This window comes from Pseudonocardia sp. OZ21 (genome assembly GCF_059359135.1).
The window spans coordinates 1-22,063 of record NZ_JCADBN010000021.1 but is presented as its reverse complement, the minus strand read 5'-3'; the positions used below and the strand labels follow the sequence as shown (position 1 = coordinate 22,063).

General features: G+C 69.3%; 24 protein-coding genes. 14 read left to right on the top strand and 10 right to left on the bottom strand.

Annotated features, from left to right (window positions below; genetic code table 11):
- Nucleotides 1-12 precede the first annotated feature (12 nt).
- Genes AC5L35_RS32680 through AC5L35_RS32670 form a run of 3 tightly spaced genes read left to right on the top strand, consistent with a single transcriptional unit; the run spans nucleotide 13 to nucleotide 1,558 of the window.
- Nucleotides 13-744 (top strand): HAMP domain-containing protein, encoded by a 732-nt coding sequence (locus AC5L35_RS32680; RefSeq protein WP_495063607.1) that lies wholly within the window; start codon nucleotides 13-15, stop codon nucleotides 742-744.
- Nucleotides 741-1,379, top strand: coding sequence for a sensor histidine kinase (locus tag AC5L35_RS32675; protein WP_495063606.1), 639 nt, complete (start codon nucleotides 741-743; stop codon nucleotides 1,377-1,379). Before AC5L35_RS32680 ends, AC5L35_RS32675 begins: the two co-directional genes overlap by 4 nt.
- A complete protein-coding gene (locus tag AC5L35_RS32670) occupies nucleotides 1,376-1,558 on the top strand; it encodes a hypothetical protein (protein ID WP_495063605.1) in 183 nt (60 codons plus the stop codon). Before AC5L35_RS32675 ends, AC5L35_RS32670 begins: the two co-directional genes overlap by 4 nt.
- A 203-nt stretch (nucleotides 1,559-1,761) precedes the next feature.
- On the opposite strand, the gene AC5L35_RS32665 is transcribed toward AC5L35_RS32670, so the two are convergent.
- Nucleotides 1,762-1,977: a LapA family protein gene (locus tag AC5L35_RS32665; protein ID WP_495063604.1), complete on the bottom strand. Its 216-nt coding sequence runs from the start codon at nucleotides 1,975-1,977 to the stop codon at nucleotides 1,762-1,764.
- A 560-nt stretch (nucleotides 1,978-2,537) separates the two neighbouring features.
- Nucleotides 2,538-3,107, bottom strand: a complete 570-nt coding sequence (locus AC5L35_RS32660; protein WP_495063603.1) for a copper chaperone PCu(A)C domain-containing protein — start codon at nucleotides 3,105-3,107, stop codon at nucleotides 2,538-2,540.
- A 409-nt stretch (nucleotides 3,108-3,516) separates the two neighbouring features.
- Between AC5L35_RS32660 and AC5L35_RS32655 the strand changes: the two genes are divergently transcribed.
- A complete protein-coding gene (locus AC5L35_RS32655; protein ID WP_495063602.1) occupies nucleotides 3,517-4,887 on the top strand; it encodes a DUF2254 domain-containing protein in 1,371 nt (456 codons plus the stop codon).
- A 91-nt stretch (nucleotides 4,888-4,978) separates the two neighbouring features.
- Here AC5L35_RS32655 and AC5L35_RS32650 read toward each other — a convergent pair whose 3' ends face one another.
- On the bottom strand, nucleotides 4,979-5,803 hold the full coding sequence (locus AC5L35_RS32650) for a DUF2382 domain-containing protein (protein WP_495063601.1): 825 nt from the start codon (nucleotides 5,801-5,803) through the stop codon (nucleotides 4,979-4,981).
- A gap of 348 nt (nucleotides 5,804-6,151) precedes the next feature.
- Here AC5L35_RS32650 and AC5L35_RS32645 point away from each other — a divergent pair, with 348 nt between their 5' ends.
- From AC5L35_RS32645 to AC5L35_RS32625, 5 genes are all read left to right on the top strand, one after another.
- The gene (locus AC5L35_RS32645; protein ID WP_495063600.1) at nucleotides 6,152-6,949 is read left to right on the top strand and encodes an SPW repeat domain-containing protein; all 798 of its coding nucleotides are present in this window, start codon (nucleotides 6,152-6,154) and stop codon (nucleotides 6,947-6,949) included.
- Nucleotides 6,950-7,201: 252 nt separating this feature from the next.
- Nucleotides 7,202-7,537, top strand: a complete 336-nt coding sequence (locus AC5L35_RS32640) for a hypothetical protein (RefSeq protein WP_495063599.1) — start codon at nucleotides 7,202-7,204, stop codon at nucleotides 7,535-7,537.
- 122 nt (nucleotides 7,538-7,659) lie between these two features.
- On the top strand, nucleotides 7,660-8,409 hold the full coding sequence (locus tag AC5L35_RS32635; protein WP_495063598.1) for a trypsin-like peptidase domain-containing protein: 750 nt from the start codon (nucleotides 7,660-7,662) through the stop codon (nucleotides 8,407-8,409).
- Between the two features lie 208 nt (nucleotides 8,410-8,617).
- On the top strand, nucleotides 8,618-9,061 hold the full coding sequence (locus tag AC5L35_RS32630; protein ID WP_495063597.1) for a hypothetical protein: 444 nt from the start codon (nucleotides 8,618-8,620) through the stop codon (nucleotides 9,059-9,061).
- Nucleotides 9,062-9,240: 179 nt separating this feature from the next.
- A complete protein-coding gene (locus AC5L35_RS32625; protein ID WP_495063596.1) occupies nucleotides 9,241-10,143 on the top strand; it encodes a DMT family transporter in 903 nt (300 codons plus the stop codon).
- Between the two features lie 222 nt (nucleotides 10,144-10,365).
- Here AC5L35_RS32625 and AC5L35_RS32620 read toward each other — a convergent pair whose 3' ends face one another.
- The 5 genes from AC5L35_RS32620 to AC5L35_RS32600 all read right to left on the bottom strand — a co-directional run bounded on the left by AC5L35_RS32620 (nucleotide 10,366) and on the right by AC5L35_RS32600 (nucleotide 14,843).
- Nucleotides 10,366-10,521: a hypothetical protein gene (locus tag AC5L35_RS32620; protein WP_495063595.1), complete on the bottom strand. Its 156-nt coding sequence runs from the start codon at nucleotides 10,519-10,521 to the stop codon at nucleotides 10,366-10,368.
- Between the two features lie 11 nt (nucleotides 10,522-10,532).
- Nucleotides 10,533-10,850 (bottom strand): LapA family protein, encoded by a 318-nt coding sequence (locus AC5L35_RS32615; protein ID WP_495063594.1) that lies wholly within the window; start codon nucleotides 10,848-10,850, stop codon nucleotides 10,533-10,535.
- Between the two features lie 906 nt (nucleotides 10,851-11,756).
- Nucleotides 11,757-13,019, bottom strand: coding sequence for a cation:proton antiporter domain-containing protein (locus tag AC5L35_RS32610; protein ID WP_495063593.1), 1,263 nt, complete (start codon nucleotides 13,017-13,019; stop codon nucleotides 11,757-11,759).
- A gap of 15 nt (nucleotides 13,020-13,034) precedes the next feature.
- On the bottom strand, nucleotides 13,035-13,193 hold the full coding sequence (locus AC5L35_RS32605) for a hypothetical protein (RefSeq protein ID WP_495063592.1): 159 nt from the start codon (nucleotides 13,191-13,193) through the stop codon (nucleotides 13,035-13,037).
- A 78-nt stretch (nucleotides 13,194-13,271) separates the two neighbouring features.
- Entirely contained in the window at nucleotides 13,272-14,843 is a 1,572-nt protein-coding gene (locus tag AC5L35_RS32600; RefSeq protein WP_495063591.1) for an alanine/glycine:cation symporter family protein, read from the bottom strand.
- A 405-nt stretch (nucleotides 14,844-15,248) separates the two neighbouring features.
- Here AC5L35_RS32600 and AC5L35_RS32595 point away from each other — a divergent pair, with 405 nt between their 5' ends.
- Nucleotides 15,249-15,815 (top strand): hypothetical protein, encoded by a 567-nt coding sequence (locus AC5L35_RS32595; protein WP_495063590.1) that lies wholly within the window; start codon nucleotides 15,249-15,251, stop codon nucleotides 15,813-15,815.
- A gap of 302 nt (nucleotides 15,816-16,117) precedes the next feature.
- On the opposite strand, the gene AC5L35_RS32590 is transcribed toward AC5L35_RS32595, so the two are convergent.
- On the bottom strand, nucleotides 16,118-16,957 hold the full coding sequence (locus AC5L35_RS32590) for an MMPL family transporter (protein ID WP_495063589.1): 840 nt from the start codon (nucleotides 16,955-16,957) through the stop codon (nucleotides 16,118-16,120).
- Between the two features lie 341 nt (nucleotides 16,958-17,298).
- Between AC5L35_RS32590 and AC5L35_RS32585 the strand changes: the two genes are divergently transcribed.
- The gene (locus tag AC5L35_RS32585; RefSeq protein ID WP_495063588.1) at nucleotides 17,299-17,787 is read left to right on the top strand and encodes a DUF421 domain-containing protein; all 489 of its coding nucleotides are present in this window, start codon (nucleotides 17,299-17,301) and stop codon (nucleotides 17,785-17,787) included.
- A gap of 412 nt (nucleotides 17,788-18,199) precedes the next feature.
- Here AC5L35_RS32585 and AC5L35_RS32580 read toward each other — a convergent pair whose 3' ends face one another.
- On the bottom strand, nucleotides 18,200-18,625 hold the full coding sequence (locus AC5L35_RS32580; RefSeq protein ID WP_495063587.1) for a hypothetical protein: 426 nt from the start codon (nucleotides 18,623-18,625) through the stop codon (nucleotides 18,200-18,202).
- 446 nt (nucleotides 18,626-19,071) lie between these two features.
- On the opposite strand from AC5L35_RS32580, the gene AC5L35_RS32575 reads away from it, so the two are divergent.
- The 3 genes from AC5L35_RS32575 (at nucleotide 19,072) to AC5L35_RS32565 (ending at nucleotide 21,931) form a co-directional block, all read left to right on the top strand.
- Complete coding sequence (locus tag AC5L35_RS32575) at nucleotides 19,072-19,356, top strand: hypothetical protein (RefSeq protein ID WP_495063586.1); 285 nt, start codon at nucleotides 19,072-19,074, stop codon at nucleotides 19,354-19,356.
- Nucleotides 19,353-20,783 (top strand): relaxase/mobilization nuclease domain-containing protein, encoded by a 1,431-nt coding sequence (locus tag AC5L35_RS32570; protein ID WP_495063585.1) that lies wholly within the window; start codon nucleotides 19,353-19,355, stop codon nucleotides 20,781-20,783. Before AC5L35_RS32575 ends, AC5L35_RS32570 begins: the two co-directional genes overlap by 4 nt.
- Before the next feature lie 656 nt (nucleotides 20,784-21,439).
- On the top strand, nucleotides 21,440-21,931 hold the full coding sequence (locus tag AC5L35_RS32565; protein ID WP_495063584.1) for a hypothetical protein: 492 nt from the start codon (nucleotides 21,440-21,442) through the stop codon (nucleotides 21,929-21,931).
- Nucleotides 21,932-22,063 lie beyond the last annotated feature (132 nt).

The following is a 22,063-nucleotide window of genomic DNA, read 5'->3' as shown; positions in this document are numbered from 1 at the left end:
AGCAGGGCTTCCGTGCAGCTCGTGCGGCTGTCGTTGCGGTGGCGGGTCGCGTGGGCCTTCGCCCTCGGGTCGCTCCTGGTCACGGGAGTGCTCGCCGCGGTCACTTGGAACCTGGCAAGTAGCTACATGCTGCGTCAGCGCGAGCAGAGCGCGACACGCCAGGCCACGGTGAACGTCCGGTTGGTCGACAGCTCCCTGCGGTCCGGGGCGGACGGGCTCGAGGAGCTGCTCACCGGGCTGACGTCGGGCTCCGATTCGACGGTGCTGCTCTCCCGTCCAACGGGCTGGATCACCAGCGGTCGTCAGGTGGATTCCACCGCGTTGCCTCAGCCACTGCTAGCCTTGCCGCGCAGCGGGGTGCCCGCCCGGCAGTGGCTCGTCGTGGCAGGGATTCCGGTGGCCGCGGTCGCGCTTCCGGTGGCGGGCGGGACCGACGTCTATGTCGAGCTCTTCCCGCTCTCGGAGCTGGATCGGGCGTTCCGGTTCCTCAGCACGGTCCTCGCCGCCGGCGTCGCGGCGAGCACGGTGCTCGGGTTCGCGCTGGGTGCATGGGCGAGTACGCGGGCGCTACGTCCACTGACCCAGCTGACGAACGCCGCAGCCCGAATGGCGCGCGGCGATCTGAGTGCCCGCCTGCCCGAACAGGCGGATCGTGAACTGGCGGCACTCGCGTCGACGTTCAACGCCACTGCCGACGACCTAGAGGCGCGCGTCAGTCGGACGCGCGGTTCGCCGGGGACGTGAGTCATGAGCTCCGGTCGCCGCTCACCACGATGGCCAACGCTGCGGCGGTACTGCAGCGCCGTCGCGGCGAGCTCGCCGGTACCGCCGCGCGTGCTCTGGATCTTCTGCTGTCGGAGGTGGCCCGGTTCGAGCGGATGGTCGTGGACCTGCTGGAGATCTCACGCGACGACCAGCAGACCGACCCGGTGGACGAGGAGGTCGTGGACCTCGCGGAGCTGGTGTGCCACGTCATCGATATGCGGCCGGGTGCTGCGCCGCCTATCGAGGTCGAAGAACCACCGCCACTCGTCCAGGGCGACCGGCGTCGGCTCGACCGCGTGGTCGCGAACCTCCTGGACAACGCCGATCGCTACGCAGGCGGGCCGGTCAGGGTGGCGGTGCTGCGCCATGACGGACGGGTACGCCTCGAGGTCGACGACGCCGGCCGCGGGGTGGACGAGGAGCTTCGTGAGCGGGTGTTCGAACGGTTCGCCCGCGGCACTCATGCCCGGGACCGGGACCAGGACGGTGGTAGCGGGCTCGGTCTCGCGCTCGTCGCGCAGCATGTCCGCCACCATCGCGGCTCCGTGTGGATCGAGGACCGCCCGGGTGGCGGTGCGCGGTTCGTCGTGGACCTTCCGGAGGCGGAGCGATGACGCGGACAGCGGCGGTTCCGACACTGCTCGTCGTGGTGTTCCTGGCCGGCTGTGGGGTGACCACCGAGTCCGAGCCGGTGCCGTTGACCGAGTCGGCGGTGCCACTGGCACCGACACCCCTGGTCACCCAGCGAACGCTCTCGGTGCCGCCGCTACCACCGCCGGCCGTCGCTCCTTAGCCGACTCCGGCGCCCGCCCCGAGCCTGACGAGAAACGCACCGCCGTCGGCGCCGAACACCTCAGGGTGAGACGGCGGGGAAGTGCCGGCGACGCCGCCGTGCAGCGGTTGCTTCGTCCCGCGAGGCCACGGCATGGAGTCCGACTGCTCGACCGTCCGGCCGCCGGCCAGAGAACCCTTCCCCTGGTCGGCGGCCACCGGACGTCATCGCGCCGCCCGCGACGTTTCCGCGTCGTGGCTTGCGGCGCGACGGAGTTGCAGCATCCGCGCACTGCCGGGGAGCGCCACGAGCAGGGCACCCGCGACCGCGGAGAAGAGCAACGCGACGCCGGTCGGTAGGGCACCGGTCCAGGCCAGGAAATTGATCTGCACGGGAGCGCGGTTCTGCAGGATGAAGATCAGCAGGAAGGCCAGAACCACTGCCGAGAGGATCATTCCGACCCAGAGCCCGCTCAGTCGACTTCCCTTGATATCTTTCCCGGGTCCCTGTGGTGTGGTCGGTCGCTCTGCCGAGGGTGGCGTATCACTCATGACAACCCGATCCGATAGACCGATGCCGGAGGATTCTCCTCATGGCCACAACCCCACACCGCCGGCGGGGCCTTCCGGCCCACGCTCGGCCGGGGGCTGCTCATCGCCCGCTGCGCGGGCCATCCATCCCAGCAGAGCCACGGTACCGGCGATGCACAGGGCGGCGATGGATCCGGTCAGGGCGATGAGTCCGAGAACTATTGACAGCAGCGCCCATAGGGGCACGGTCGTGTCCCCGGGGAGGCCCGCGGGTGTCGACGCCTGCACCCGATCGCCGTGGACCTCGGGTCCGTCCGACTTCCGCCACTCCGGTCCATCGCGGCTCAACATCGCACCCACCTCCTGCGAGGCAGCACTACCCACGCCCGTCCCCGGCGACGCCGGATTGGGGCTGTCGGCAGGAGAATGTCAGGTAGGAGTGGATGCTGGCCGATTGTCGTCCCCGCTTGTCAGCGGGGGACGTCCGGAGTGTCGACCGGTACCTCGAGGAGCAGGTCGCCGGCGCGCGCGAAGCCGAACACCACGGGGTAGGTCAGGCCGGAGCGGATCGGCTCCCGAAGTCCGGTGAGGCCGACCATGTTGTGGCCGTCCTCGTAGGAGGTGCTGACTCCGGCGGCGCCGACCTGCCCTGCGGTCAGGGTGTGGCCTGCCGGGACAGTGAGGCCGTCGGCGACGAGGATGCTGCCAGTAGCGATCGGACTCGAGACCCGGACGAGCCGGTCTGGTTCCCGGCCGTGGTTGATGATCGTGACCGAGAGCGGGGCGGTCGCCCCGGCCTGGTAGACCTCGTCACCGGTGATCGGGGGGCTGAACAGGAACTCGACGTCAGCCACCGTGATCTCGCCGATCCGCCCGATGGCGCTGCTTGTGACGGCCGGAGTGTCCTGCACGGCCTCGCCGCACGCGGCGACGGGAAGCGTCAGTGCCGCCAGCGCCGTGACGAGCGCAGCGCTCCATCGGCGGGAGGCAGCCGGGCGGCCGTCACGGCCTGCCCGGCGGCGGGGCGTCAGCATTGTCATGCCGATGCAGTACCCGGGCCGCGGCGTGTGACCAGGTCTCCTGCCTGACGATGTCCTGTCAAACAGTGGCAGGGTGTCCCTGGCCGGCGCGTCGTGCCGCGGTGCAATTCCTTCGGCACATCAGCCGCCACCCTCATGGATCGGGGTTGACGGTGCGATCTGAGATGCCACTCATCCTGGTCGGGCGACGGTGGCGCCGCGGTCGACGCATGCGCGGCAGGGTCAACTGTCGCCTTTGCTCAAGATCCGCTTGCCGATGGATCGAAGAGTGGACCTGGGTGATCGTCACTGGCTTTCGCCCCGACTGTGTGGCCTGGCACCGTCGGGGGTACCGGACAGCATGGCCACGCCGTCGTCCAGGCGCCGGGCGGTACGCGGACTCGGCTCCCGCCACGGATCCGCGGCTTTCTTGCGAGTACTGGAGGGGCTTCGGTGGATCTGGTCCTCGTTCTGGTTCCTCCCGGCCGTCCTGTGCCTGGGCGCAGCGGCACTGGCGGAGCTGTTGGTCACCACATCCCAGGCCGGACCTCGAGTCGATCTCGGCCCGTTCAGCCCGCTGTTCTATCGCGTCGGCGCCAGCGGTAGCCGCGATCTGCTAGGCGCGATCGCCGGATCCATGCTCACGGTGGCGTCCACCACCTTTTCCATCACGATCGCCGTGCTCGCGCTGACATCCTCGACGTACGGAGCGAGGCTGGTACGGAACTTCATGAGGGATCGCGTCAACCAGGCGGTCCTCGGCGTTTTCGTGGCGACGTTCCTCTACTCGCTCCTCGTCCTGCGGTCCATCCGCACGGTGGACACAACTGCCGACGGTTCGGAGGAAACCCGGGAGTTCGTACCGCACCTTGCGGTCAACGTCGCCGTGGTCATGGCGGTGATCTCGATCGGCTTCCTGGTCTGGTTCATCCACCACATCAGCGACTCCATCCAGGTGTGGAAGCTGTCGGCCCGGGTCCGGGACGAGCTGTGGGGGACCGTCAACCGCCTCTATCCGGAGCGGATCGGTACCGATGCCGCCGGAGACGTTCGGGACGGAGCCGCTCTTTCGGCGGTCGAGGACGCCGCGCCTGTCGTGGCGCCGCGGTCCGGGTACGTGGTGGCGGTCCGGCAGGAGGGACTGCTGGACGCGGCCCGCAAGCACGACGTCGTCGTCACGCTCTCCGTCCGACCGGGGCAGTTCTGCGTCGACGGAACCGAGCTGGCGTCGATATCCCCCGAGAGCCGTGTCGATGCACGAATGCTTCGGGACGTGGTGGCGACGATCAACCTTGCCGACTCGCGGGGTCCCGAGCAGGACGTCGAGTTCGCCACGAAGCAGGTGGTCGAGATGGCCGTCCGGGCGCTGTCGCCCGGGACGAATGATCCCTACACAGCGATCAACGCTCTCGACAGTCTGTCCGCGGGGCTCTGTCTGCTCGTTTCACGCCCCATGCCCTCGGCGGTCCGCTATGACGAGTCCGGGGCCATACGGGTGGTCGCGCCAGCGGTTCCGCCTGCTGACGTCCTAAATCTCGTGTTCGACGCCGTTCGGATATATGCCATTGAGCACCCCGAGGTCCTGGGCAGTGCCGTGGTTCTCGCCGACCGCCTCGCCGCAGCAGGCGGCCGACGACTCGGCCGCTCGCTCATCGTCCAGCTCGATCTTCTCCTGGACGCCTACGCGCGCAGGCGCCCATCGCCACGAGACCTGGACCGGCTGCGTGACAGCGTCGAGCTCGTGCGGCTCCGGATCGAACCCGGGAGAGACGTGTCCCCTGGAACGACTCGGCGGACGTGACGGTCGGGGCGGGGCCCCGACCGTCACGCGCCGCGCCGTCAGGGGCCGGGGCATGACGTCGCTCCCGCCCCTCCCGGCGACCCGATCACTGTCACGAGGTTCGACGGTTCCCATCGCTGATAGGCTGCCTGTCGGCGTCCACCTCGATCTCTTCCTTGCGGACCTCGCCGCTGACGGTCTCCTCGCCGGTGACCGTCCGGGTACCGAGCCGCACCCGCTCGACCACCTCGGCCTCCTTCTCCACGACGGGCCGCTCCTCGTGCAGGACGACCTCACGTTCCTCATCCGAGATGGTCGGAGCGACCTCGTCTGCCGCATTGGCGCCGCCGGCCGGTTCGCGTTCGACGACGACCTCCTCGTGCGAGACCGGCACGGTGACCTGCTGCTGCTCGGTGACCACGTGCTTGCGCAGACGCACCCGCCCGGTCTCACGAGTCCGCGTGCCGGCGCTGAGCCGCTCCTCGGAGCGCGTCATCGCGTCGTCCGCGGAAGCGCTGGAAGCGCCCGGACGGTCCCCGCCGGGCGACCCCGCCCTGCCGGTGGCGGTCATCCCTGCATTGCCGACGGAGTCGCTGGTCCGCGATGTCCCGGTCTCGCCGCCGTAAGGAACTTCGTAGTGGCGGAACAGTTCCGCCTCCTCCGACGGGCTCAGCTCACGCCCCGGGTCGTGGTGGGGCGCCGTCTTGAGTTGCTCCTTGTCGTAGGGCAGCCGTAGATCGTCCCCGACGAACTCGGCCTGTGCCAGCGGCACCAGCGAGACGCGGGTCCCGAAGAGCCCGCTCACAACTGCGACCCATTCCGGACGGCCGGACTCGGTGTCGTAGTAAACCGCATGCACGCTGCCCAGCTTCTCCCAGTCGCGGCCGACTACGGCCGCGCCGGCGAGCCGGCCGGGATCATGAATGTTCATCGACATGATTCTTTACTCCATTTCTCATTGAATCGGCTCAGGAAATGAGCCGCTTTATGCGGCGACCTCGGTGTCGCGCGGAGCGCAAGTCAGCGCTCTTGTGGCGATCACCTGGTACGGGGCCTGCCCCGCCTCCCACCTTCTCGGGTTCGCTGCCGACTCAGTGCTGGGTTTCCCACAGTCCCGCGCCGTTATCTGGCGGTCGCCTGACGATGCCGATATCGAGTGTTCGATCACCGGCGCACGGCCGCCGGCTCGTGATCCGTCAACGACGCCAAGGTCCGGATCCGCGTAGGTGCGCCTCCCGGGCCGGGTCGAGTCGAAGCTGACGGTCACCTGACAAGAAGCAGCCTCGTGTCCGCGCCGACGCTTGTGCTGCCTGGTTCCGGTACTGAGGCCTCCGGTGTCACCGTGCCGGCCTGGGACGCCGTACTGCTGTTCGTCGGCGGTCTGCTCGATCGCGAGGACACCAGCGGCCGTTGCCGTGGAGCTACCTCTGAGATCCGCGTCATGACCGCAAGCTGCCCGACAGGTAGACCTCTGGCGTTCGAGGGCATCCGAATGGTGTCGGCCACCTCGCTGCGGTGGCCACGGTCATCGAACGGGAGAAGGCCCATGCCCGAGTACAGGAAGTTTCGCCGCAGGAACCAGCCGGTCGGACTCAACCCGGACACCGATACCCAGGCGCGCCACACCACAGGGGCCTCCGATCTCGAGCGGGTCGGCGGCCCGGGACCCCACAGCGTCCTCGCCCCGCGGCGGCGTGGCGGCGCCATCTCTTCCGGTGTCAGCGCGGTGAGCCTCGTGGCGGGCATCTGGCTCGCGCTCGCGGCGGTCGCGCTGAACTACGACATATCCGGCCCTAATCTCGACGCTTACTGGAATGACATCGTCATCGGAAGCGCGATTGCGCTCGTGGCGGTGGTGCGGATGGTCACGCCCTTCCGCACCGCTGCGCTCGGGTTGATCAACGTCGCCCTGGGTGTGTGGTTGATCATCGCGCCGTTCGTTCTTGCCTACGGCGGCGCTGCCCTGTGGAACGACGTCGTCGTCGGGGTAGTCGTCGTGGTGGCCGCATTGGTGAGCTCGGCGCTGTCACGCCGACGGCCGCCGGAGGGCGTGAACTACGGGGAGCCCGGAAGCCAACCGTGAGATGCGACCGGGCACCTGACGTGCGTGTGGCCTCTACGGCCGGTTCCGGTCACAGCTTCCTTCAGCGCGGGCGTCCCGTCTCCGCTTGCGTCTGACCCCCCTCTTTCCCGCCGAACCCTGAATGCGGGACCGGGTGTCTCTGCGGCCGCGGGCGGGCATACCGGTGCGCACAGGCCGGCCGACCCGGCGGAGGAGCCGCGACCAACGCGATCGACAAACGGCCGGTGGCGGCAATGAGGGAAGGGTGACCGGATGGACACGGGCGGGTTCGCTCCGAACCTGCTCGACGCCGTGCTCGTGTTGTTGCTCGGCTATGTGTTGATCCGTGGATGGCGGCAGGGCGCACTCTCCCAGATCGCGGCGTTCGGCGGGTTCGGACTCGGCCTGCTGGCGGGGATATGGGCGGCGCCCCGGATCGCCGGATTGCTCGTCGACGAACCGGGGCCGGGTCTCGTCCTCCTCACCCTCGGGATATTGCTCGTTGCGGTGCTGATCGGCCAAGCGATCGGGTTCGCCGTGGGTCTTCGTCTGCGCGGGGCCGCGCAGCGGCTCGGTGTCGGCACGTTGTGGATCGTGGCGCGGGCGTAGCTGTGGGCGCCGCCGGGCTCGTGTTCGCTGTCTGGCTGCTGTCGAGCCTGCTTGCCCGGGGCCCGGTTCCCGCCCTCGCACAGCAGATTCGCGGTTCACAAGCAGTCCAGGCCATCGACGCGGTGCTGCCGCCTGTCCCCGATGCCGTCGGCCGCATCTCCGCATACCTCGACGACCAGGGCTTCCCGCAGGTGTTCACCGGTCCGGGCCGCGGCGGAATCGCGGCGCCTCCGGTCCCGGCCACCGCCGACGAAGCGGTTCGGGCGGCGGCCACCGCCGGGCAGCCGAGCACCGTGCAAATCAGCACAGCCGGCTGCGGCGGTGTGATCGGGGCGGGCTCCGGGTTCGTCGCCCAGCCCGGGTTCGTCGTCACCAACGCGCACGTCGTCGCGGGTTTCGATCAGCTCAGCGTGCGGGACGCCGCGGGTGAGCACAGCGCCGTCGCGATTCACCTCGATCCAGCACTCGACCTCGCCGTGCTCGCCGCCCCCGGTGTCCAGGCCCCCGCAATCGGTTGGTCGGGCACCGCCGTCACCAGCGGCACCGAGGGCGCGACGCTCGGGTTTCCCGGTGGACAGTCGCGAATGGTGGTGCGCCCGGCGACCGTGCAGGCCCGTCTCGACGCTGTCGGCCGCGACATCTACGGCGGGAGCCGGGTGCGGCGGGAGATCCTCGCCCTCTCGGCTCCGGTCGAGCGTGGAGACTCGGGCGGCCCGTTCGTCACGAGTGCGGGTCTCGTCGGCGGCGTCGTCTTCGCCGGTGACCCTGGTGGTCGCACCGGATACGCACTCACGGCCCGAGAGGCCCGCCCCGTCGTCGAGGACGCCATCGACCGCAATCAGGAGGTCGGCGTCGGCGCTTGCCGCTTCTGACTGACGAGAACCTGTCGGAGATGCACGGGGGCCGACGACAGTACGTGCTGCTCGCTGCCGAAACGCCGGAGCCCCACTACACGCCGCCTCCGCGCGCGCCCAATAGGTGGGAGGCGCGGCGCGGCCAGGTCGCGCCAGGAGGACGTCAGGTGGTGTCCCTGGTGACCGGATCCCCTGGGGCGCCGTCTGGACCGGGGCCCTCACCACCTTGACTCTCAACATCGTCCTGCAACTGCTGTTCTTCGCGCTCGTTTGGCTTGATCTCGGTACGGGCAGCTCGACGACAAGCGCCATCGTCAGCGGGGTGCTCGGCCTCGTTGCGTTCCTCCTCGGCGGACTCGCCACCGGAGCGTCCGTCATGTGGCACCGCATCAATGACGGCATGTTCAACGGTGTGGTGAGCTGGACCCTCACGGCAGCCCTGCTCCTGGGCCTCGCGCTCGCCGGTGGGGGTGTGCTGCTGGGTACCTTCGCCAATGTTTTCGGCGTCTTCGGTACCGTCGTCGGGCCAGCTGCCGTGAGTGTGGCGCGTAACTCCGCCGGGTGGGCCGTCCTGGGTTTGGGGCTGTCGGTGGTTGCGAGTGCGCTCGGCGGTGCTCTCGGTGCGCAGCTCTGGCCGCGTCGGGGTGCGCCTGATGCGGCCCGCCCCTGACGACGTCACCGACGTTCGTGCCCAGGGCGTGGACCGCCCACGAGACCGGGCGAGCGAGCTGCGTCACGATGGGGCGGTACCGGGTCGTGGCCCGAACCCGCCGCGTTTCGATCGGCTCCGACAGGGAAGGCGTAGGCCGTGAGGTCCTGCGATCATCAGGCCCACCAGGTCGGTAGCCCGTGCTGAGCGTCGTCCTGGCGGTCCTCGCCGCGGTCGGCAACGCGGTCGCGTCCGTGCTGCAACGCCGGGCCGGTGCCGATGTACCGGAGGATCAGGGGGGCGGCCCGATCCGGCTGCTCTGGCAGCTCGCCCACCGGCCGGGCTGGGTCGGCGGCATCGCCGCGCTCGTCGTCGGGTTCCTGTGCCAGGCCGCGGCGCTGGCGACCGGGCCCATCGCGCTCGTCCAGCCGATCCTGGTGCTGGAACTGGCGTTCGCGCTGGTCCTGGCCCAGGTGGTTTTCCGGTCGCCGTTGCACCTGCGTGAGTGGGGAGCCGTCATCGGGATGTCTGCTGGACTCGTTGCCCTTCTCTGGGCGCTGAAGCCCGCCAGGGAAGGCCCCGCACAGGCCTCAGCAGGCAACTGGATCCTGGGTATCGGGGTCATGTTCGCGATCAGTGTTCTCTTCGCCGTGATCGGGTTCCGAGCGGCAGGCACCCGGCGTGCGGCGTACCTCGGACTCGCCACGGGGGTCGGTTTCGCTCTCACCGCAGTGCTGCTCTCCGGGATCAGCGCGGTCTACGTCAGGTCGGGGATCGGAGGTGTCCTCACGTCGCCGCAGACCTACCTGCTGATCGTGCTCGGCCCCGCCTACTTCTTCTTGCTGCAGAAGAGCCTGCAGGCTGGCAGTCTCGTTGCCGCGCAGCCTGCGCTCACCCTCTCCAATCCGGTGGTCGCGGTGGCGTTCGGGATCGTCGTGTTCGGGGAGCAGGTCCGCACGGGTGGCTGGCTGGCACTTGCCGTCGCGGGCGCGGCGGCCATCGCCGTATGCACCGTGGTACTGGCCCGATCTCCGCTCCTGAAGGGTGACGGGAGCGCCGAGTTCGACGCTGGCTCCAAGGGCCCCGCCCGACGTCCTTCCTGACCCATCTACCTCCATCGAGGGAGCGGCGTGGTCTTGGTTCTGACATTCGACGTGGTGCTGCTGGCGACGCTCGCGCTGTCCGATTGGCCGCGCAGTCGATCCTGTCCACCGCGTTGGTGTTCCTGGCGCTGGCCGCCGTGGTGACGTGGGGGTCGGGACCAAGGTGCTCGAGCTCGTGCTCGGTCCGGTGTTCGGCGGGATGACGGGAAACCGCCGTCGCCGTCAACCGGGGAGCGTCGAGCAGTTCGGGGCAGGCGTCGTGGGCGGCGCCGGGGCTGAGATCGGCGCGGTGAGGATCTGCGGGGCGGTGCCGTCGGGCGGCAGGGGCAGCCGGTACGAGACGTGTCGTGCGACATGGCCGCCGCCTACCGGGTACATCGGTAGCAGGGTCAGCGCACCCGTGCCCTGTCACGTCGTGCGTCCCCGCGTAGCTGGAGCATCCTCGCGGCACCCGGGAGCGCCACGAGCAGCACCCCGGCGATCGCGGCGAAGAGCAGGGCGACGCCCGTCGGTAGGGCGCCCGTCCACCCCAGGAATACGATCTGCACCGGCGCACTGTTCTGCAGGATGAAGATCAGCAGAAAGAGCAGGACCACTGCCGAGAGGATCACGCCGATCCACAGCCCGCTCGTTCGGCCCCCTGAGGAGGCGATTGCCCGGCCCTTGACGCCCTTCACCCGCTCGGCGTTCGATGGCTTCTCACTCATCCGACACCCCTCTCACTGCAACGGCCTGTGTAGCCGGTTGTGGCGGCAGCTCAGCGAGTGGCGCGCGTCTCGAACCTGCGTCTCGGCTGCTGTTCCCGCCGATCCACAAGGCTCCATGACTGCCACCGGAGCGTCGTCGTCGCGTCTCGTTGCTGCGACGGGAGCAGGGTGCAGGGGGAGATGCGTGCTCTCTCGGCCCCCTCAGCGCCAGAAACCCGGACCGTTGACCGGCCCCCCCAGGCGATCCAGGCCGGATCTGGCCGTCCCCGTATCCGGGACGTGCGTCAGGAAGACGATGAGCCCGGCGATGGCTGTCAGGGCGAAGACCAGGATGGATCCGGTGAGAGCGACCAACCCCAGAACGATCGAGGCCAGGACCCACAGGGGTTCCTCCGTCCCAGTGGGCGCAGTGCCTCTCGGCGTGCTCTCGTCCTGCCACCTCTTGCACGAGTCGTCGGCCCTTCGGTCGAAGCCTGCATCGTCCGGTTCCGCAGTTGTCATCGTGCCCACCTCCTTCGAGACCGGGATACCCCGGGATGCGATCGGAGCGATGGCAGGTCCTCCACCTTCAAAAAGTCGTCAGCTCTCGCGGAACGCCTGCTGACCGCTCCCGCCGGACCGTAGGGGCAGAGGCCGGCGTCTTCACCGCAGGAGGCCGACGGCCGTCGCGCATGTGTCACTCAGGACGGGATGCTTGCTCCCCCCGGTTGAGCGAGTCGGGCTGCCCAGCCGTACTCGCCGCTCCGGCCATCCTGCGGTCCTGGTTGCTCAGCGCGGGCCGTCGGCGACCTTCTGCAGTTCCAGCGTTGATCCGGGCTAACGCCGAGCGGGCGCGAGAGATCGTCAGCGCTTGGTCAGGCATGGACTTCCCTTCGATCCATGTGCAACGACTGCCGTTCGTCGTCCTTACGGGAGCGGCCCCGTCACATGGGCGGACTCCCCCTCCGGGCGCTCCGTGCCGGCCCGGCGTCCATAGGACCGGACCGCTGCGCTGGAGGTCAGCGTGTGCACGACCACCGACACGCAGATGGCCAGCGAGCCGGCAGCGAAGAGCCGCTCGTAGCCCGGGAGGGTGTATCTCTCGGCGAACGCGAGGTAGTAGATGCCGGCGACGCCCAGTGGGCCGAACCACGCGAGGAACGCCCGAGAGCGGGAACCGGTGTCGCCGCCGAGGAACGCGACCCACGCCACGGGAGGACGGCGCAGCAGGAGTACCCAGCCGGCGAAGAGCAGACCCGGTACACCGAGCGACACCCACTGCGACCAGGGCACAATGGTCCCGAAGGTCGCAAACACCGCGACGACGCCGAGCCGGCTCGCTGCGCTCTGCATGTCGCCGACGGGTTCGCGGATATCGTCGGGCAGGGCCAGGGAGAGAGCGAGTACGGCGAAGAACGCGCCCAGCACGCCACTGCCGCCGACGAGGTGCACGAGCGCAAGGGTGACCAGGCTCGTGGCGACGCCCAGCAGTGGCAGGTAGCTGCGATCGATCAGCTCGCGCGCCACGGCTCCCCGCGCGAGCCGGGCGGCGCTCCACCCCAGCAACGGTCCGACCGCCACCGCCACCGCCAGGCCCAGCTGCCGGGCGGCCTCGACCGCCCAGTGCGACAACGCCGAGCCCAGCGGCTCGGTGGCGACCAGGCCCGCGAGCAGGACGAACGGCAGCGCCAGCCCGTCGTTGGCCCCCGACTCGGCCTGCAGGGTCCGTCGCAGGCGACGTGGCAGCATCCGTTCCGCCAGCACCCCGCTCACCAGGCCGGATGACACCACCGGATCAGTCGGGGTCAGCGCGGCACCCAGCAGCAGTGCCAGCCCGAGCGGGACACCCAGCAGCAGCACGGCACCGGTGGCGGTGGCCAGCCACATCCCGGCCATCACGACGGTCAGCAACAACACCAGCCGACGGGAGTTGGCTCGCAGGTCCTCCCGGGTCAGCTGCAGCGCGATGTCCGCCACTCCGAGGGCGAGCGCGACGCGGCACACCTCCTCGAGGAGGTGTGTCCTACCCACCTGGGCGGCGGGGTCCAGCCAGGCCAGCGCGGCCGGGCCGGCAGCGGCACCGACGGCGAGTGCAACGAGCACCGGGGAGAGCGAGTGCCGCTTCAGGAGCCGGGAGGCGAGTCCCAGCACAAGAACGGTCCCGGCGAAGAGCGCCAGTACGACGTCCATCTTCGGTCTCGGGACTCAGGGCACCGGCAGCTGCTCGACGGCGGGGTCGTATTGGAACTCCTCAACCGGTTCGTCGGTGATGATGAGGAGGGAGTCGTCGCCGTGGTCCTCAGCGAGCGCGGCGGCGACCGTCGCTCCCCTCCGTCCGGTGTGATTCTCTGCTGGATGCCGCATGTTCGAGGTCTTCCCGGGCCGGGGGAGACGAACCTGACGAACACCTGACAGAGCGTCCGGCGCCAGGCATTGCGATGCTCATGTCCGGGACCGCCGAGGCTGATCCACCACCTTGCTGACGTCGCCGCTGCGGAGCTTGTCCCGGTACACCGCTGCCTCCCGCTTCACGACGGGCGCCAGCAGGTACAGGCCGACGATGTTGAACAGGGCGAGCAGGAACAGCACCGCGTCGGCGAAGCTGAGCACGGCGTCGAGGGTGAGTACCGAGCCGACGACGACGAACAGGCAGAACACGATCTGGTAGACGCGCTCCTTGACGTGGCTCCTCCCGAACAGGTACGTCCAGGCCTTCTGCCCGTAGTAGGCCCAGGTGATCAGGGTGGAGAGTGCGAACAGCGCGATCGCGACGGTGAGGACGTAGGGGAACCCGGGCAGGACGGTCTCGAAGGCGTTCGACGTCACGAGGACCCCGTCCGGGGTCTCGCCGCCCGCGATGGCGCTCGCCTGGGCGTCGTTGTAGAACGGGGTCGCCGCGATCACGATCGTGAGTGCCGTCATCGTGCAGATGACCACGGTGTCGATGAAGGGCTCGAGCATGGCCACGTAGCCCTCGGTGATCGGATAATTCGTCTTCACCGCGGAGTGCGCGATCGGCGCCGAGCCCAGACCGGCCTCGTTCGAGAACGCGGCGCGCTGGAACCCGACGATCAGCGCGCCGACCGCTCCGCCCGTCACGCCCTCGGGGCTGAACGCACCGGAGATGATGGCCCCGAACGCTGCGGGCACCGAGGTGACGTTGACCGTGATCACGATGAGGCATGCCGTGACGTAGATGATCGCCATCGCGGGCACGAGGCGGCTCGTGACCCGCCCGATCGACTTGATCCCCCCGAAGATCACCGCCCCCACGACCAGCGCGAGCAGGATCCCGAAGGTGAGCGACGCGCCGCCCCAGCCGAGGAACCCGTCCGTGCCGCCGGTGACGTCCTGGAGCTGCGCGAACGTCTGGTTGGCCTGGAACATGTTGCCGCCGGCGATACCGAAGAACAGGATGAAGACCGCCGCGCCGGCTGCCAGCACTCGGCCGACGATCCGACCGGCGGCGCCCGGAATGCGTTCGGCGACCCCTTTGCGCAGGTAGTGCATCGGTCCGCCGGACACCGAGCCGTCCTCGTGGTACTCGCGGTACCTGACGCCGAGCGTGCACTCCACGAACTTCGTGCACATGCCGAGCAGGCCTGCGAGGATCATCCAGAAGGTCGCCCCGGGTCCGCCGATCGTCACCGCGACGCCGACGCCGGCGATGTTGCCGAGCCCGACCGTCCCGGATACCGCCGAGCTGAGCGCCTGGAAATGACTGATCTCGCCGGGCTCGTCGTCGCGACTGTATCTGCCGCGCACGATCGCGAGGGCGAGACCGAACTTGCGGAACTGCACGACACCGAAGTAGATGGTGAACACGGTCGCGGCGACGACCAGCCATCCGACGATCCAGGGAAACGTGATACCGAAGACCGTGACCTCGGCGAACACGAATGCCGCGAGCGCCTCGGAGATGGGCTCGAAAACTGCGTTGATCGCATCCTCGATGCGCGACAGCGGCGCCACGGTCGCCACTACATGCATGCTGTCGGTAGGCGTCACCGTCATGGACTCAGCAGAAACCCCGGCGACATCTCCAGCAACCGCAGGTGGCAGATCGTCAGCTCACTGTCAGGGAGTGGAGGTGGACTGCGCAGAGCCCACCGCTTTCTACCCGACGGTCACCTGACGATCCCGCGTCTGCCTGTCGTCAGTGGCTGGGCACCGATGCGGCGGATACACAGCGCCCGGGCGGCGCACGTCGCCGGGAAGCGAGGACCGATGGCGGTGCCGTGCCGAAGCGCTTCTGGCGGTCCCGGATGAGCGCACTCAGCTCTTCCGGGCCGAGAACGATTGCAGCGGAGCCGGGCGGGGGCGCCGGAGCCGCGATGGCGAAACGCGGCGGGGACGGGGTGGCGCGCACCGAGCACATCGCCCGGCGCCTCGACCGCCCCATGGGCACACTCGGGCCTGGTGTTCCTCCTTGTCGTGCTCGGGCAGGTGCTTGCCCGGGACCCGGGGGTGGGCACCGCGCTCACGGTGTCGGGATGGGTGCTGTGGTCGGTGTTCGTGGCCGAGTTCGCGTTCCGCGCAATCGTGGCACGCGACCGGCGACGGTTCTGGGCGCGGAACTGGTGGCAGCTCGTGTTCCTCGTAGTGCCGTTCCTCCGCTTCGCGCGGGTGCTGCCGTTGCGGCGGGCCGCACGTGTCAGCAGTGTGCTCTCGGCAGCCGTTGGCGGGTCGAGGTCGGCGGCCCGGTTGCTGTCCGGACGGATCGGCTGGCTCGCGGCCGTCGCCGCCGTGCTGGTCCTGTCGGCGAGTCAACTGCTGTTCGTGGTCGGTGCCTACAACTCCTACGCGATCGCACTGCACGACACGGCCCTGGCCTCAATGACCGGCGAACCGCTCGCCGCGGCGGGCATGCTCGCCCGGGTTCTCGAGGTGGTGCTCGCGGTGTATGCGGCGGCCGTGTTCGCCACGGTGGCCGGTGCTCTCGGGGCGTTCTTCCTCGACACACGTACCGCGCACAGGCGCTTGTAGGAGTCCTGCAGGAGGCCGAGCAGGCCGGGGCGATGCGGCGCTGCTGGCAGGCAGAACCGTCAACGGATCGGCAGGCCCGGTTCAGCATGCCTGAGGCGCGCCGGCAGCGGCTGCGTCACGAGACACCACGATCATACGGCCCAGGACCTGGTCCTCTGGGACCGGTCATCGTCGAAGTCATCATCGGGCTCGGATTCTTCGCCCTGCTCACTGCACCTACTGATGGCCTCGGGCGGGCGGGACGTGGTCGCGGTCCCGGAGACGGGCTCAACTGCCCGGAAGTGAAGAAGATGCGTCGGCGGTCAGCTGTCGATGGCGTCGGTCCGCGCCCTGATCCGTCGTCCCGGCCAGCCGCTGGCGCGGCCGACGAGTGAGACCAGGGCGGGGACGAGGAGGGAGCGGACGACGAACGCGTCGATCAGGACGCCGACCGCGACGGCGAATGCGAGTTCCTGGAACGGTCCGACGGGAATGAGCGCGACCAGGGCGAAGCTCGCCGCGAGGGTGATACCAGCGGCGTTGATGGCCCGAGTGGAGCGGGGTACGGCGACGGCAAGGGCCTCGGGCAGCGTGCGTCGCCGCGCCTCCTCCCAGATGTAGCCGACGCTGAAGATGTTGTAGTCGGAGCCGAGGGAGATGAGCAGGACCGCCGCGGCGAAGGGGACGTAGAAGGTTGGGCCTTCGCGGCCGAGCACGTCCTGGAAGAACCACGTCGTCAGCCCGAGGGAGGCGCCGACGGCCAGCACGCTGGTGGCCAGGAGGTAGAGCGGGGCGACGATGGCGCGCAGGAACCAGATGAGCAGTAGCAGGTCGACCAGGACGACCGCGATCGCCACCCGCCACAGGTCGGCGGCCGCGGTGTCGATCAGGGAGAGTCCGAGGGCGGTGTCGCCGGCGTAGGAGACCTCGGCACCTTCCAGTCCTGCGGCCGCGAGCAGCTCGGGCATGCGCTCGCGGACCTCGCGGAGTCCGTCGATGGCCTCGGCGGCGAGCGGATCGCTGTCCAGGGTCAGCAGGTAGCGCACAGCGCCGCCGCCGGGCGAGGAGAAGAGCCCGAGTTGGAGGGGGAGTGGCTGGTCGCCGGGACCGAGAACCCCGGCCACCGGTGGCTGCTGCTCCAGCAGCCGCTCGAGCTCGGCCACCTCTGCGGTGGAGGGGATGGACGCGTGGTACTACACAACGACGACCGCGGTGGAACCGCGCCTCTGAACCCGCTCACGTCAGCCGTCATGGTGGGCGCCTACCAGTCCGCGCTGATCAGCACACCGGGGCAGGGACCGCTCCGGGAACGTGGGGGATCTCGCTCAGGCGTCATCCGTTCCCGCGGTTCCTGCTCGCGGATGCTGCAGGCCGCCCTGGGCATCGCCTCCTCGTCCTCACCCTGATCGGAGTGTGGGGCTCTGCGCCGAGTGCTCGGCCCGCCGTCAGGAGATCGTCAGGTCGGCCCGGGTCTCGCGTCCGTCAGGTGGGGTAGGTCGGGAGGATGTGGTTCGACTCGTGGAGCGATCTGGTTCGGATCCTCGTGGTGGGGCCCCTGGCATACATCGTGCTCGTAGCGGTCCTCCGTATCTCTGGTGCACGGACGTTGTCCAAGCTGAACGCGTTCGACCTCGTCGTCACGGTGGCGCTCGGCTCGACGTTGGCAACAGTGCTGCTCAACTCAACCGTCAGCCTGGCGGAGGGAGCGCTCGGTCTGATCGTTCTGGTACTGCTGCAGTTCGTTGTGAGCAGGTCGTCCATGCGGTGGCGCACGGCTGAGCGAACTGTGAAGTCCGAGCCGGTCCTGCTGTACCACCGGGGCTTCCAACGGGATCAGATGCGCCGTGCGCGGGTGACGGAGGACGAGGTGCGGCAGGCTGCCCGCGGTACGGGGCGAGCGTCGCTGGATGATGTTGCGGCCGTCGTGCTGGAGACCGACGGCACATTGAGCGTCTTGTCGACGGTTCCGGAGCTCCTGGCCCGCCACGGCTGACGGTACCGGTTGGAAGGGTTCTCGACAGATACGCGGGGATCGGCCGTGGGTATCCGCGTTGGAGCGCTATATCGACGACTGCGTCACCGAACTGAGTGTCACGCACACCGAGCTGAGCGACCAACGACGAGACTGGGAGCTGCTCCGCTCACTGGATCGAGCACGGTTGGCCGGCGGTAGCCCCATCAGGGTCCCCCGGTGAGTCCTCGACGGTCGAACATCACTGGGGGCGACGGAGGTACGCCTTTTCGTCGGATCTGGGTGAGGGTCGGCCTGGTGGTGCGGGTGAGCGCCTTCAGAACGACGTGGTTCAGGACGGCGTCGATGCGCAGGAAGAGCCGGCGGCCGCAAGGCGCTCGTGACGGCCGAGCTGACGGCGTCCCCGCCGTCGCCGCGTATACCGGCGAGGCGGTCACATGCAACGCGATCCCCGGCGATGGGATGACCGAACAACAGTGATCAGCGGACCGTACCCGGGAACCGCACCTGGAACGGCTGCCGGTCCCATGAGATCCGCGAGTCTCGCCATGTCGACCTTGCGCAGGTAGTGGTCGTAGAGGTAACCCACGTGGCGAGCGCGGACGTTCCCGCCGAACACGTCCGGCATCACTACGGAGATCGCGTTGGGGTTGTACTCGTTGTCAGGCCGGTGAACGAGCCGGACCTCGACACTGACGTACTCCTCGAGCTCCCGACCGCCTAGCGAGATCGCGAAAAAGCGGGTGAGGGCGTCGTCCGCATCGCTCCATGTGCTGAAGGACCTGTAGTTTTCTTGATCGCCGGTAGGCGGGAGGACAACGCGGTCTCCGACTCGCTCAACTGAATACTCCCTGCTCACGGCTCGGCCTTGAGGTCTAGCCTGTGGGCACCGGATCTTCCGACCGTGACGAGTGGGTACGCTCCAGTCCACAGTGGGACAACACTCACATCTCGGTGTCGCTCCAGCCCAGTGATCTCTTACATCGCTGGAACCGCGGAGGCCTACGCCACCCTCTGGGAGGTGTGGCCGGGTGGGACTGAGATGGTGCTCGTCCGGTTCGTGGCACTTGTCCGGCAGCGGTCGCAAGTGTCGAGATGCGGTCGAACCTCGTTGCAGCCGGATGAAGTATTGCCTGTCAGTGGTCTTCGCGTATTCGGTCGGGGCAACTGCGGCGTTCACGCGACAACGATTTGGCAGCCCGTGAAGCGTTGACTGCGGGACTTGTGGAGCTCATCTCCGAGAGGCGTCTCGAGGGAGCGCAGCGGCGTCGGGCGCAGGCACCAGTGCCTCGGCGTCGGCAGGTTGTGGTCAGGTTCTCCGACGCCGAGTTCGTATTGGTCCGTGAACGTGCGACCCTAGCTGGCCTTGCGGTCGGTGCCTGGATCGGGCAGACGGCGATCGACGCCGCGGAGTGCGGTACAAGCACGCCCTTTGGGCTTCCAGATCTGCTGCGGCTGCACGCTGATGTTGCGCTCGTGGCCCAGCTGTCCGCGGACGAGGTCTTTTCCGAGCGGGTGGCGCGTCTGCTTGCGCGGCTGGATGCGGCGATCGACGTGGCCGTCTCGGAGCTTGAGCGCGGTGGTCGGTGATCACAAAGGTGGTGCACGGCTGGAGGGTCGGTGGACTGATTGCCTATCTGATGGGGCCGGGGCGGGCTCAGGAGCACGTTCGGCCGCGGGTGATCGGCAGCTGGGACGGCCGGGACGCGGGTTGGCAGCCCGAGCAGACCGGGCCGGGGGAGTTCGATCGCGACCTGGGGCCGCTGATTCGAGCGGTTCGGGCGCCTGCTATCGCTGCTGGGCTGCCAGAGCGCGACGGCGACGGCAAGCGCGGGTATGTCTGGCACTGCTCCGTCCGGGTCGCGGCGGGGGACCGCGTGCTGTCGGACACGGCGTGGGCCTCGGTCGCCCGCGAGCTGGTCGATGGCGCGGGTGTCGCGGCGCGGGGGGACGCCGGCGGACCGCGGTGGGTGGTGATTCGGCATGCCGACGACCACGTCCACATCGCGGTGGTGTTGGTGCGGCAGGACACCTGTCGGAGGTTCTGGCCGAGCCGGGACTATCCGCGTCTGAGGGAGACGGCGCGGCGGATCGAGGGGCGTCTGGGCCTGACGATGACCGCTGCTGCTGATGGGACGGCAGCGCGGGCACCAGGGCGGGGGGAGATCGAGAAGGCGCGTCGCCAGGGCCGGGAGCCGGCCCGGGTTGAGCTGGCGAGGGCGGTGCGCGTCGCTGCGGTGGCGGCTGATTCACCCCTGGCGTTCATGGGGGCACTGGAGGCTGCTGGCTATCTCGTGGAGCTGCGCCGGGCGCCGTCGGGTGATCCGCTGGGGTACAAGATCGCGCGTCGAGGGGACACGACGGCGTCGGGGGAGCCGGTGTTCTACAGCGGGAGCAAGTTGGCCCCGGATCTCTCGCTTCCGCGGTTGCTGCGTGCGTGGAACGAGGGGGCGGAGGGCTCGGCTGCGGCGGTGCCGGCGGAGGCGGCACGGCGGAGGGTGGATGGAGCTCGTGCTGCAGTGGCTGCTGCGCGACGTGGTCGAGGTGCTGAGGATCCGGACGGGATCGCGCACGCCGCGCGTGATGTGGTGACTGCACTGGCGGGGCATGTGGACGAGCTGGGTGCTGCCGCGGATGCCTTCGATCGTGGGGCTCGGTCCCCGCGGGGCGCACCTGTTCGGCACGGGCCCTCGGCCGCGGGGCTCCGGCGAGTTGCTCGCCAGCTGGTACATCGCCGCCGCATGGTCGGCGGGGCGAACGATCCCGGGCCGGCTGCAGTCGCACTGACCGTCGCCTTGGCTGCCTTGCTGCGCGAGATCGCTGGATGGCAGCGGGATCGCGATCGGGAGCACCAAGCGGCGGCGTCACGGGTTGCAGCAGATGTGATCAGCAGGTGGGCCGAGGGTCGGATGGTGGTGCCGGCATTCGCTGCGGCTGTGTCCGACCACGAGATGGTCACGCTTCGGCCACGGCATGACCGGCCTGCGTCGCGACGCTCCGGCCAGCCGCGCGACTGATCCACGTGTCGCGCCACGACTGTGCTCGGAGGCGGAACGGATGCAGCGAACGCGCCAGACGGTCAGCGTGATCGTCGCGCTGGCTGGTCTGCAGGACACCACGGTGATGGCACATCGGCCGGGTACCGACGGTGCGGCGGTGAGCGTGCGGGTCGGGGGAGCGCTGGTCTATATGCACGATGCCGCTACGGTGGCCACTTTCGCTCGGACCTGGGATGAGATGAAGCCTTCGGCATCGTTGCTCGTCCGGGCGACCGACCCGAAGAGCGTGGCGCCGATACGGGGTATGGCGGAGCCCGCAGTGATGTTCGAGGCAGTTGACTCCCCGCCGGTATTCGCGCGCTTGGAACGGCCGGTCGGGCAGCCCAGTCGTCTGAGGGTGACGCTGGGTCGAGTCATGTTCGACGTTCGTGACGAGGCCGCCTTCCGCTCTACCGCTTGGCGTTCCGCCGCGCCGAAGAGCTTGCAGCATCCGCGTTCCTCCACGCGCCTGACCTGGCCCCACGCGAACAAGCCGCGCGCACCGCAGCCCGTGCCCTGCGAGCAACGACCCCTCGGACAGGTCGCCCCACCGTCTCTGAACGCTCTGGCAGGACTGCGCAGCCCCCTCGGGTTCCCGCTGCGCGCCCGCGGCGCACGCATGGAGGTGCGTTCGAATGACCGCTCCGGACTATCCGTTGCTGACGCTGGGTGGCTACGAGACGTACCAGCTCGCACACATCGCCACGTACATCGCCGAGCGTCTGGCGCGCCATCGGGGCAGCGGGCGCGGTCGGGTGGGGCGGGCAGCGCGGGCAGAGGCGGTGCGGGATCTGGCTGGTGCGGCCACGGCGCTGGACGCCGCGGTCGGCGCGACGGTTCCTACGGCGAGTGGCTTGCTGCCCCGACCACTGGATGCCTCCACCTACGCCGCCGCCCGAGAGCTTCTGAGCGCCGGACCCCGGTCAGCAGAGGTCGTTTCGCTTGCGGGCGCAGGTGGGCAAGGCTGGGCAGTGATCGGCAACGTCCCCGGTATCGGAGCGGTAGGCGCCGCTACTGAGACGCGCGAAGTGGCGGAGGCGCTGCGTGCACACCTGCTCACCAGGCCGGTCGACGAGCTGGCACCCTGGGCCGTGACGCTCGTCCGAGACGCTCGATGGCGGTGGTGATGACCTACGACCACGTCGTGGTCGTCCAGCAACGGAGCCGCCGTCGGTCAGCGCGGCAGCGGTGTCCGCGGCGGTGGTGCGGACTCGGCGACCGCGCCTGGCACCGACCAGGCCGAGCTCGCCCATCAGCCG